We start from the raw sequence: 11,517 nt of genomic DNA, 5'->3' as shown, positions 1-11,517 counted from the left end.
AATTTGCTTTTTATTCCGGAGGCACGGATATGGTCGGATGCGTTTGGCAGGCAGGACGGTTTGAAATCGGTTTGGACAAACCGAAAATCATGGGCATCGTGAATCTCACGCCCGATTCTTTTTCCGACGGCGGCGCGTATTCGCAAAACGCCCGAACAGCTTTGGCGCATGCCGAACGGCTTTTGAAAGAGGGTGCGGACATTCTCGACATCGGCGGCGAATCGACGCGGTTGGGTGCGGATTATGTTTCGCCTGAAGAAGAATGGGCGCGGGTTGAGCCTGTATTGGCGGAAGTGGTTGGATGGGGCGTTCCCATCAGTTTGGACACGCGCCGCACGGTGGTTATGGAAAAAGCGTTGGCACTCGGCGGCATCGATATTATTAACGATGTGGCGGCGTTGACCGACGAAGGCGCGGTCGAATTGCTGGCGTGTCAGGCGGATACGGGCATTTGCCTGATGCACATGCAGGGTTTGCCTGAAAACATGCAGATTAATCCGAAATATCAGGATGTTGTCGGTGAAGTGGCACGTTATCTGAAAACACGGTCAGAAACCTGTGTCGCGGCAGGCATCGCGCCGCAACGGATTACGCTCGACCCGGGTTTCGGCTTCGGCTTCGGCAAAAACCTGCAACACAATATCGCGCTGATGCGGCATTTGCCCGAATTGATGGCGGAAACCGGTTTGCCGCTGCTGATCGGTGTGTCGCGCAAAAGCACGATAGGCGAACTGACGGGCGAAACCGACGCGGCGGCGCGCGTACACGGCAGCGTGGCGGCGGCTTTGGCGGCTGTGGCACGCGGCGCGCAAATCGTGCGGGTGCATGATGTGAAGGCGACGGCGGATGCGTTGAAGGTGTGGGAAGCGTTGGGCATCAATCTGTAAACAGCGGTTCGCATACTTTATGCCGTCTGAAAAGGGCGGGGCGGCTTCAGACGGCATCAACGGTGCAGACAGCAAGGCACAAACTGACTGTATAATCTCGGACAACGGTTCACATTCTCGGAGCAAATGATGGCAAAAAAATATTTCGGCACGGACGGCGTGCGCGGCGAAGTCGGGCAGTTTCCGATTACGCCCGATTTTGTATTGAAACTCGGCTATGCGGCGGGGCAGGTTTTGGTTCAGCACGACACCGGCCAGAAACCGACCGTTTTAATCGGCAAAGACACGCGTATTTCCGGTTATATGCTGGAAGCCGCTTTGGTGGCCGGTTTTACGGCGGCGGGTGTGAATGTGGTACAGACCGGGCCGCTGCCCACGCCTGGCGTGGCTTATCTGACCCGTGCGCTGCGCCTGTCCGCCGGTGTGATGATTTCCGCGTCGCACAATGCCTATTCCGACAACGGCATCAAATTCTTTGCCGAGGGCGGCGTGAAACTGAGCGATGAAGTCGAGTTGGAAATCGAAGCCAAAATCGACGAAGAAATGAAAACCCAGCCTTCTGCACGCCTCGGGCGCGCACGCCGCATCAGCGGTGCGGACGACCGCTATATCGAATTTTGCAAATCCACCTTTCCCAGCCATTCCGACCTTCGGGGTTTGAAGTTGGTTATCGATACCGCCAACGGCGCGGGGTACGGCGTCGCACCCAAAGTGTTTCACGAACTGGGCGCACAAGTCGTCAGCATCGGCAACGAACCTAACGGCTACAATATCAATGAAAAATGCGGCGCAACCCATACCAAAACCCTCCAAGCCGCCGTGTTGCAAAACGAGGCAGACTACGGCATCGCGCTGGACGGCGACGGCGACCGCCTGATGATGGTCGATAAAAACGGGCAGGTTTACGACGGCGACAGCCTGATTTACGTCATCGCCAAAGCCCGCGCCGGCGAAGGTGTCAACATCGGCGGCGTGGTCGGCACGGTGATGACCAATATGGCGATGGAAAACGCCTTGAAAGAGCAGGGCGTGGATTTCTGCCGCGCCAAAGTCGGCGACCGCTATGTGTTGGAACAATTAAACCGGCGCGGCTGGCTCGTCGGCGGCGAAGCGAGCGGCCATATTTTGTGTATGGACAAACACAATACCGGCGACGGCATTATTTCCGCGCTGCAAGTCTTGGCGGCATTGCAAACGCTGAACCAAGACCTCGCCGCTGTTTGCGCCGACTGGCAGCCGTATCCGCAAACGATGATTAATGTCCGTATCGGCAAGGGGCAAAACTGGCAGGAAGCCTCAAAAACCGTGTTGGCGGAAGTGGAAAAAGAACTCGAAGGCAAAGGAAGGGTTGTGTTGCGCGCTTCGGGAACCGAACCGGTCGTGCGCGTGATGGTTGAAGCGCGGCAGGCGGATTGGGCGCGCGACGGGGCGGAACGTATCGCCGCCGCCATCGGCGGCATTTAGGCAAAATCAGGCAAAACCGTTTTCAGAACCGGGCGGTTTTCTGTTTAAATGCCGTCTGAACGGGCGGCGGGCACGCGAATCTGCCCCCTGCCGCTTTCAGACGGCATAATCTTTGATAGAATGCCGTTTCGCGCAGAAAATGTTTCGGCTTGTTCTGACTTTTTATCTCCGACAATGGAATATCCGCTATGTTTGCCCTTTTGGAAGCCTTTTTTGTCGAATACGGCTACGCGGCCGTGTTTTTCGTTTTGGTCATCTGCGGTTTCGGCGTGCCGATTCCCGAGGATTTGACCCTAGTAACAGGCGGCGTGATTTCGGGTATGGGCTATACCAATCCGCATATGATGTTTGCAGTCGGTATGCTCGGCGTATTGGTCGGGGACGGCGTGATGTTTGCCGCCGGGCGGATTTGGGGGCAGAAAATCCTGAGATTCAAACCGATTGCGCGCATTATGACGCCGAAACGTTACGCGCAGGTTCAGGAAAAATTCGACAAATACGGTAACTGGGTCTTATTTGTCGCCCGTTTCCTGCCCGGTTTGAGAACGGCCGTATTTGTTACCGCCGGCATCAGCCGCAAAGTATCGTATCTGCGCTTTCTGATTATGGACGGGCTGGCCGCGCTGATTTCCGTGCCCGTTTGGATTTACTTGGGCGAATACGGCGCGCACAACATCGATTGGCTGATGGCGAAAATGCATAGCCTGCAATCGGGCATCTTCATCGCATTGGGCGTGCTGGCGGCGGCGCTGGCGTGGTTTTGGTGGCGCAAACGTCGGCATTATCAGCTTTACCGCGCACAATTGAGCGAAAAACGCGCCAAACGCAAGGCGGAAAAGGCAGCGAAAAAAGCGGCACAGAAGCAGCGGTAAATCGGATTTTCGACCGTCCGGACGCATTTCTCGTTTCAGGCGGTCTTTGCATTTTCAGGATGAGCCATGAAACAGAAAATTTTTGTCCTTTATACCGGCGGCACCATCGGCATGACGCAAAGCAGTGCGGGATTGCGCCCTGATACCGCGCTGGTCAGCCAAGCCCTTTCCCCTTTTTCAGACGGCCTCGACTTCGAGTGGCACGTCTGCAATCCCTTGATTGATTCCTCCTCCGTTACCCTGCAACACTGGCGCAACTGGCTGGACATCATCGCCGACAAACTCCCTTCATGCGACGGCATCCTGATACTGCATGGCACGGACAGCATGGCGTACACCGCCAACCTCCTCGCACTCGCCCTGCAAGGCTTGGGCAAGCCGATTGTCCTGACCGGTTCCCAATGGCCTTACGCCGCCGAAAACAGCGATGCCCCGCGCAACCTTTCCACCGCCGTTGCCGCTTTCAGCCTCAAGCTCAAACAAACCGTCATCGCGTTTGACGGCAAACTGTATCCCGCCGTCGGTAGCAGCAAAGTCAGCACCGAAACCGCCGCCGGTTTCGACAACCCGCATTTCGGCGCGCTTGCCGAGTGGGACGAAACCCGGGGCTGGCACAATGTCCGCATCCCGAATCAGGACGCGGCAGATGTTTCAGACGGCCTCAAAATCCGCTATCCCGACCCGCAGGCGAAAATCGCCGTCCGCACGCTTATTCCCGGCTTTGCCGTCCAAGAACTTGCCGACGGACTCGGACAGCTTTCCGCCCAAGCCCTTATCCTGCAAAGCTACGGACACGGCAACACCCCCGCAGACGAAGGTTTCATCCGCGCCGTGCAAGACTTTACGCAGCAAGGCAAATTGTTGCTCAACATCAGCCAAGTCCGACAAGGCAGAACCGCCGCCGTTTACGCGCAAGGCAATGCGTTCCGCAACTCGGGCATCATCAACGGCGGCAAATGCAACCTCGAAACCGCCGCCGCGCTTATGACCCTTGCCGTATCGCAAGGCTGGGGTAAGGAAGATGTTTACAAAGAATTGGTAAGACTAAAGTTAGTGTGAAATCGAAATGAACCTCACCGACACCCATTGCCACCTTGCCGATGCCGCCTTACGCGAAAACCTGACGCACGTTTTGACCGCAGCGCGGAAAGTTGGGGTGAAGCGGTTTATCGTTCCCGCGACGCGCCCGCAGGATTGGCAGGACGTGGCGGATTTGGCGGAAATGCCGTCCGAACACGGCATCCGGGTTGCCTTCGGTATCCATCCTTGGTTTTCATACGGCATTGCGGAACAGGATTTTGCCGGTTTGGAAGCCGTATTGGCGCGTTACCCCCGAGCGTGGGTCGGCGAAATCGGTTTGGATTTTTACGGCAAAACCCAAACGCCGCCACAGCGCGAACGGCAAATCCAAGTCTTCAGCCGCCAGCTTGCCATCGCGCAAACCCTGCGCCGCCGCGTGGTTATCCATAATCTCAAAGCCACTGCCGACATCGCCGCCGCCGTCAAACAGACAGGTTTTTCCTGTGGCGGCATCGTCCACGCCTTTTCGGGCAGCATTGAAGAAGCGCGCGTGTTGGTCGGGCTCGGTTTCAAAATCGGCATCGGTTCGCTGCTGCTCAATCCGAACGCGCGTAAAGTGCGCGAAACCCTCAAAACCCTGAATGACACCGATTTCGTCTTGGAAACCGACAGCCCGTTTATGCTGAAAAAAGAGATTAATACGCCTGCTAACATTCTTCGGATTGCCGAAATTGCCGCGCAGATACGCGGTGTCGGCGCGGCGGACATCGCCGCGATAACGGAACGCAATGCCGACAGCCTGTTCCGTCCCTAGATTATCTTTTTGAATATTCAGAAAATACATTATAATGACCGCGTTTTGATGCCGTCTGAACATTCAGGCGGCGTTTGTTATGGAAGAATTATGAAGCCGTCTATCTTAGAAAAACTGCAACAACTCGGCGACCGGTTGGAAGAAGTTACCCATCTTTTAGGGCAACCCGAAGCCACGGCAGATATGGACAACTACCGCAAGCTCACGCGCGAACACGCCGAACTGACCCCCGTCGTCGAAGTATTCCAAAACTATCGGCTTGCCCAAAGCGACTTGGCGGATGCCGAAGAAATGCTGTCCGACCCCGAAATGAAAGACTTTGCCGCCGAAGAAATCGAAGCGGCAAAAGCCAAAATCAACACACTCGATACCGAACTGCAAAAACTGCTGCTGCCCAAAGATGCCGACGACGACAAAAACATCTTCATCGAAATACGCGCCGGAACGGGCGGCGACGAAGCCGCGCTGTTTGCCGGCGATTTGCTGCGTATGTACAGCCGCTACGCCGAACGCAACCGCTGGCAGGTCGAAATTGTGTCCGCCAACGAAAGCGAGTTGGGCGGTTATAAAGAAGTCATCGCCCGTATTGTCGGACTCGGTGCGTACAGCCGTCTGAAATTCGAATCGGGTGGCCACCGCGTACAGCGCGTCCCTGCAACCGAAAGCCAAGGCCGTATTCACACTTCAGCCTGTACCGTCGCCGTCATGCCTGAAGCGGACGAACTGGAAGACATCGAATTGAACCCCGCCGACTTGCGCATCGACACCTTCCGCGCATCCGGCGCGGGCGGTCAGCACATCAACAAAACCGACTCCGCCGTCCGCATCACCCACCTGCCCACCGGCATGGTGGTCGAATGCCAAGACGGTCGCAGCCAACACGCCAACAAGGCGCAGGCGATGAAAGTCCTCGCCGCCCGCCTGAACGACGCGCAAAAACGCGAAGCCCAAGCCAAAGAAGCCGCCGAACGCAAATCCCTCATCGGCAGCGGCGACCGCAGCGAACGCATCCGCACCTACAACTATCCCCAAGGCAGGGTAACAGACCACCGCATCAACCTTACCCTGCACAAGCTGGATTTCGTGATGGACGGCGACTTGGCAGAAATCACCAACGCCCTGATTGCCGAGCATCAGGCGGAGCTTCTGGCGGCGATGGGCGATTGAGTTTTGTGTTTTGAAATGGAAATGCCGTCTGAAATCCAAGTTTCAGACGGCATTTTGCGTCTGCCGTGCCATGCAATCAATTTTAATCCGCCATATTCTACTGATTTGTTTGAATTCAGTGTATTATGCCGTTTCTCAACCATAGGCGACAACTGGACATATTGATGAAGATTGCGATTTACGGTACGAAAAGCTATGACCGCGAACATTTTACCCGCGCCAACCGGCATTTCGGCTTCGAGCTGGAGTTTTTTGATTTTATGCTGGATGCGAAAACGGCGAAAATGGCGGAAGGCGCGGAGGCGGTCTGTATTTTTGTAAACGACGACGGCAGCCGGCCCGTGTTGGAAAAATTGGCGCAAATTGGCGTGAAAACTGTGGCGTTGCGTTGTGCCGGCTTCAATAATGTGGATTTGAAGGCGGCTGAAGAGTTGGGTTTGAAAGTCGTGCGCGTGCCAGCCTATTCGCCCGAATCGGTTGCGGAACATACCGTGGGGCTGATGCTGACGTTGAACCGCCGTATCCACAAAGCCTACCAGCGTACCCGCGATGCTAATTTTTCGCTGGAAGGTCTGACCGGCTTCAATATGTACGGCAAAACGGCGGGCATTATCGGCACGGGGAAAATCGGTATCGCAACGATGCGGATTTTAAAGGGTTTCGGTATGAACCTGCTGGCTTACGATCCGTTTTGCAATCCTGAAGCGGAAAAAATCGGCGGCAGGTATGTGGATTTGGACGAGCTGTATGCCCGATCGGACATCATCACGCTGCATTGCCCCGCCACGCCGGAGAACCACTATATGCTGAACGAAGCAGCGTTCGACAAAATGAAAGACGGTGTGATGATTATCAACACCAGCCGTGGCGGTCTGATTGACAGTTCTGCCGCCATTGAGGCGTTGAAACGCCGGAAAATCGGCGCATTGGGTATGGACGTGTATGAAAACGAACGCGAATTGTTTTTTGAAGACAAATCCAACGATGTGATTACCGACGACGTGTTCCGCCGGCTGTCGTCTTGTCATAACGTGCTGTTTACCGGCCATCAGGCATTTTTGACGGAAGAGGCGTTGGGTAATATTTCGGAAGTTACGCTGTCCAATATCCGCGAGGTCGGACAGACCGGCGATTGCGGCAATGCGGTTCGTGCCGACGGTTGATGTGTTTTAAAAGTTTAAAGGAAATGCCGTCTGAAACAGGTTTCAGACGGCATTTGACGTTCAGGCAGCCTGTAAACTTATTTGACTTCCAACTTGGCAACACCGCCCATATAAGGCTGCAAAGCGGCGGGGATATTGATACTGCCGTCGGCGTTTTGATGGTTTTCCAACACGGCGACCAAGGTTCTGCCGACAGCCAAGCCGGAGCCGTTCAAAGTATGCACCAAGCGGTTTTTGCCGTTTTCGTCTTTGAAACGCGCCTTCATGCGGCGGGCTTGGAAATCTTCGCAGTTGGAGCAGCTTGAGATTTCGCGGTAGGTATTTTGCGCCGGTACCCAAACTTCCAAGTCATACGTTTTTGCCGCGCCGAAGCCCATGTCGCCGGTACACAGGGTAATCACGCGGTAGGGCAGTTCCAAAGCCTTCAGGATGTTTTCGGCATGGCCGACCATTTCTTCCAGCGCGTCGTATGATTTTTCGGGATGAACGATTTGTACCATCTCCACTTTGTCGAACTGGTGCTGGCGGATCAGGCCGCGTGTGTCTTTGCCGTACGAACCCGCCTCGCTGCGGAAGCAGGGCGAGTGGGCGGTCAGTTTCAGCGGCAGTCCGCCTTCGTCCAAAATGCTGCCTGCAACGGTGTTGGTCAGCGTTACTTCTGCGGTCGGAATCAGGTATTGGGTGGTTTTGGTTTCATCGCCGCCGCGGGTAACATGGAATAAATCTTCTGCAAATTTGGGCAGTTGGCCTGTGCCTTGCAAGGTGGTGTCGTCTACGATATAGGGTGTGTAATGCTCGGTGTAGCCGTGTTTCAGCGTGTGCGTATCAAGCATGAATTGCGCCAGCGCGCGGTGCAGACGGGCGATTTGTCCGCGCATCACGGTAAATCGTGCGCCGGAGAGTTTTGCGCCGCCTTCGAAATCCAAACCCAAAGGTTCGCCCAAATCGACATGGTCTTTGATTTCAAAGTCAAATTCGCGCGGGGTGCCGACTTTGCGGACTTCGACGTTCTCGGTTTCGTCTTTACCGGCAGGTACGCTTTCGTGTGGCAGGTTAGGTATGCTCAACAACCATGCGTCCAATTCTTTTTGAACGGCATCCAAATCGGCGGCAGCCTGTTCCAAATCGGTTTTGATTTGAGCGACTTGATCCATGGCCGCCTGCGCTTCTTCATGTTTGCCCTGACCTTTCAGTGCGCCGATTTGTTTGGAAATGCTGTTGCGCGAGGCTTGTAGTTCTTCGGTTTTCACCTGAACGGACTTGCGTCGTTCTTCCAGTGCGTCAAAACGTGCGGTATCAAAGTCATAACCGCGCCGTGCAAGCCGTTCGGCAACGGCGTCGGTGTTGCTGCGGAGCAATTGGATATCTAACATGGTCTGATTCCCGAATAATTTGAAACACATTATTGTAAACCAAATTCAAGATATTTTCCCAAATCCCCCCGTGTTTCGGCACGCGTACCGCCATGCCGTCTGATTTGTCAAAACCGCCTGATTTGTGGGAAAATCGCACGATTGAATTTAACGGAGGGCGACACCGTGTTGGACAGGGAAGGCTATCGCCCCAATGTCGGTATCATCTTAACCAACAACCGCAACGAAGTCTTTTGGGGCAAGCGTGTACGCGAACATTCTTGGCAGTTTCCGCAAGGCGGCATCAAGCCGGGCGAAAGCCCTGAAACCGCCATGTACCGCGAGTTGTACGAAGAAGTCGGACTTCTGCCGCAACACGTCAAAATCGTCGGGCGGACGCGCGACTGGCTGCGTTACGACGTGCCGAACAACTGGGTACGCCGCGAATGGCGCGGCTCTTATCGAGGACAGAAGCAGATTTGGTATCTCCTGCGCCTGACCGGCCGGGATTGCGATGTCAACCTGCGCGCCACCCGCCACCCCGAATTTGACGGCTGGCGTTGGCACCAATATTGGGCGCCCGTTGACGAAGTGATTGATTTCAAACGCGACGTTTATTTGGGCGCATTGAAAGAACTTTCTTCCCGTTTCTTGCGCGGCATAGAAAGCTATGAAGACTTTATCCGGCGCAATCCAATAGAAAACCTATAACCCAAACGCTTTCAGGCAGTCTGAAAGCGTTGTTTTTCATCTTTTCAGACGGCCTTTACATTATTCCTATGGCTAAAAACAATCAATACAGCGAATCCAGCATCACCGTCCTCAAAGGCTTGGAGCCGGTCAAAGAACGTCCCGGTATGTACACCCGCACCGACAGTCCGACCCACATCTGCCAAGAAGTCATCGACAACGCGGCGGACGAGGCGTTAGGCGGTTTCGCCACGGCAATCGACGTGCAAATTCACGAAGACGGTTCGCTTTCCGTCCGTGATAACGGGCGCGGTATTCCCGTCGGCCTGCACCCTGAAGAAGGCGTATCCGTGGTCGAACTCGTGTTTACCCGTCTGCACGCGGGCGGCAAGTTCAACAAAAAAGACGGCGGCAGCGCGTATGCCTTTTCAGGCGGCCTGCACGGCGTGGGCGTGTCCGTGACCAACGCCCTCTCCATCCGCCTCGAAGTAACCGTCAAACGCGAAGGCAAAATCCACCGCATCGTGTTTGCCGGAGGCGACGTGGTCGAACCGTTGGCGGAAGTGGGCAAATGCGCCGTCAAAGACAGCGGCACCGAAGTGCGCGTCTGGCCGGACGGCAAATATTTTGAAAGCCCGAATTACAGCATTCCCGAACTCGAACGCCTGCTGCGCGCCAAAGCCGTGCTGCTGCCGGGCGTGCGCGTTTCCCTGACCCGTCCGGTCAAAGGCGAAGACGAAGCGCACACTCAAACCTGGCACTACCCCGACGGTCTAAAAAGCTATCTGACCGACCTGATTGCCGACGCGCAGGAAGCCGTGCCGCTGTTCTCCTGCGAAAACTACATTTCAGACGGCCACAACGGCGATTTCAGCATCGGCGAAGGCGCGGCGTTTGCCCTGACCTGGCTGGAAGAAGGCTCGTGCGCCAACGAAAGCTACGTCAACCTCATCCCCACCCCGCTGGGCGGCACGCACGAAGCAGGCTTGAAACAAGCCGTGTTCAACGCCGTCAACAATTTCATCAATCTGCACAACCTCTTGCCGCGCGGCGTGAAAGTGCAAAGTGATGATGTGTTCGGAAAAACCGCCTTCGTCCTCTCCGCCCGCGTCCTCGACCCGCAGTTCCAAGGTCAGACCAAAGACAAACTGACCAACCGCGACGCGCTGAAACTCGTTGCCGCCGTATCGGGCGACCCTTTGGAATTGTGGCTGAACCAAAACGTGGACTACGGCAAAAAAATCGCCGAACTCGCCATCCGTCAGGCACAGGCGCGGATGCGTTCGGTTAAAAAAATCGAAAAGAAAAAAGGCAGCGGCGTCGCCGTCCTGCCCGGCAAACTGACCGACTGCGAAAGCGAAGACATACGCGAAAACGAACTCTTCCTCGTCGAAGGCGATTCCGCCGGCGGCTCCGCCAAACTCGCCCGCGACAAAGCCACCCAAGCCATCCTGCCCCTGCGCGGTAAAGTGCTCAACAGCTTTGAAGTCCATCCTGACCAACTCTTCGGCAACGCCGAAATCCACGACATTTCCGTCGCCATCGGCGTCGATCCGCACGGCATCAACGACAATCCCGACTTAAGCGGCCTGCGCTACGGCAAAATCGCCATCCTGTCCGATGCCGATGTGGACGGCTCGCATATTCAGGTCTTGCTGCTGACCCTGTTCTACCGCCACTTCCCGAAACTGGTCGCCGACGGACACATCTACGTCGCCCAGCCGCCGCTGTTCCGCGTCGATGTCAACGCACAAGGCAAAAGCAAACCCGCCCGCAAATTCTACGCCCTCGACCAAAACGAACTCGACAGCATCTTGGAGCGGCTGCAAAAAGAAGGCGTGAAAGAAACCGCCTATTCCATCAGCCGTTTCAAAGGCTTGGGCGAAATGAACCCCGACCAGCTCAAAGACACCACCATGCACCCCGACACCCGCCGCCTGTTGCAGGTACAAATCCCAGAAGGCGCAGATGACGAAACACGCGACATCTTCGTCAAACTGATGGGCAAAGGCGAAGCCGCCGCCCGCCGCGCATGGATGGAACGCGAAGGCGATACGGCGGAACTCGATATTTGAACCGTGATTGCCG

11 protein-coding genes are annotated in these 11,517 nt (G+C 55.6%); 10 read left to right on the top strand and 1 reads right to left on the bottom strand.

Going from position 1 to position 11,517, the window contains the following annotated elements; translation table 11 throughout:
* Positions 1-29 precede the first annotated feature (29 nt).
* From folP to Q3O06_RS00170, 8 genes are all read left to right on the top strand, one after another.
* Positions 30-887 carry a dihydropteroate synthase gene (gene folP, locus Q3O06_RS00205; protein WP_301816917.1) on the top strand — a complete coding sequence of 286 codons (858 nt, stop codon included), beginning with the start codon at positions 30-32 and terminating at the stop codon, positions 885-887.
* Between the two features lie 129 nt (positions 888-1,016).
* On the top strand, positions 1,017-2,351 hold the full coding sequence (gene glmM / locus Q3O06_RS00200; protein WP_301817119.1) for a phosphoglucosamine mutase: 1,335 nt from the start codon (positions 1,017-1,019) through the stop codon (positions 2,349-2,351).
* A 188-nt stretch (positions 2,352-2,539) separates the two neighbouring features.
* Positions 2,540-3,223 carry a DedA family protein gene (locus tag Q3O06_RS00195; RefSeq protein ID WP_301816916.1) on the top strand — a complete coding sequence of 228 codons (684 nt, stop codon included), beginning with the start codon at positions 2,540-2,542 and terminating at the stop codon, positions 3,221-3,223.
* 66 nt (positions 3,224-3,289) lie between these two features.
* Positions 3,290-4,282 carry an asparaginase gene (locus Q3O06_RS00190; RefSeq protein WP_301816914.1) on the top strand — a complete coding sequence of 331 codons (993 nt, stop codon included), beginning with the start codon at positions 3,290-3,292 and terminating at the stop codon, positions 4,280-4,282.
* Between the two features lie 7 nt (positions 4,283-4,289).
* Positions 4,290-5,057 carry a TatD family hydrolase gene (locus Q3O06_RS00185; protein ID WP_301816912.1) on the top strand — a complete coding sequence of 256 codons (768 nt, stop codon included), beginning with the start codon at positions 4,290-4,292 and terminating at the stop codon, positions 5,055-5,057.
* A 90-nt stretch (positions 5,058-5,147) separates the two neighbouring features.
* Complete coding sequence (gene prfA, locus Q3O06_RS00180; protein ID WP_002218898.1) at positions 5,148-6,224, top strand: peptide chain release factor 1; 1,077 nt, start codon at positions 5,148-5,150, stop codon at positions 6,222-6,224.
* A 21-nt stretch (positions 6,225-6,245) separates the two neighbouring features.
* A complete protein-coding gene (locus Q3O06_RS00175) occupies positions 6,246-6,389 on the top strand; it encodes a hypothetical protein (RefSeq protein WP_159071435.1) in 144 nt (47 codons plus the stop codon).
* Positions 6,389-7,387: a 2-hydroxyacid dehydrogenase gene (locus tag Q3O06_RS00170; RefSeq protein WP_301816908.1), complete on the top strand. Its 999-nt coding sequence runs from the start codon at positions 6,389-6,391 to the stop codon at positions 7,385-7,387. Before Q3O06_RS00175 ends, Q3O06_RS00170 begins: the two co-directional genes overlap by 1 nt.
* Positions 7,388-7,464: 77 nt before the next feature.
* Here the strand turns inward: Q3O06_RS00170 and serS are convergent, their stop codons facing one another.
* Positions 7,465-8,760, bottom strand: a complete 1,296-nt coding sequence (gene serS, locus Q3O06_RS00165) for a serine--tRNA ligase (protein ID WP_301816907.1) — start codon at positions 8,758-8,760, stop codon at positions 7,465-7,467.
* 165 nt (positions 8,761-8,925) lie between these two features.
* On the opposite strand from serS, the gene Q3O06_RS00160 reads away from it, so the two are divergent.
* Both Q3O06_RS00160 and parE read left to right on the top strand, forming a co-directional pair.
* The gene (locus Q3O06_RS00160; RefSeq protein WP_301817118.1) at positions 8,926-9,450 is read left to right on the top strand and encodes an RNA pyrophosphohydrolase; all 525 of its coding nucleotides are present in this window, start codon (positions 8,926-8,928) and stop codon (positions 9,448-9,450) included.
* 68 nt (positions 9,451-9,518) lie between these two features.
* Positions 9,519-11,504, top strand: coding sequence for a DNA topoisomerase IV subunit B (gene parE, locus Q3O06_RS00155; protein WP_301816905.1), 1,986 nt, complete (start codon positions 9,519-9,521; stop codon positions 11,502-11,504).
* Positions 11,505-11,517: the final 13 nt, after the last annotated feature.

The organism is Neisseria maigaei, from assembly GCF_958267405.1.
GTDB classification, from domain to species: Bacteria; Pseudomonadota; Gammaproteobacteria; order Burkholderiales; family Neisseriaceae; genus Neisseria; species Neisseria bergeri.
The sequence above is the reverse complement of the archived record's forward strand: the minus strand, read 5'-3'. Positions and strand labels throughout refer to the sequence as shown.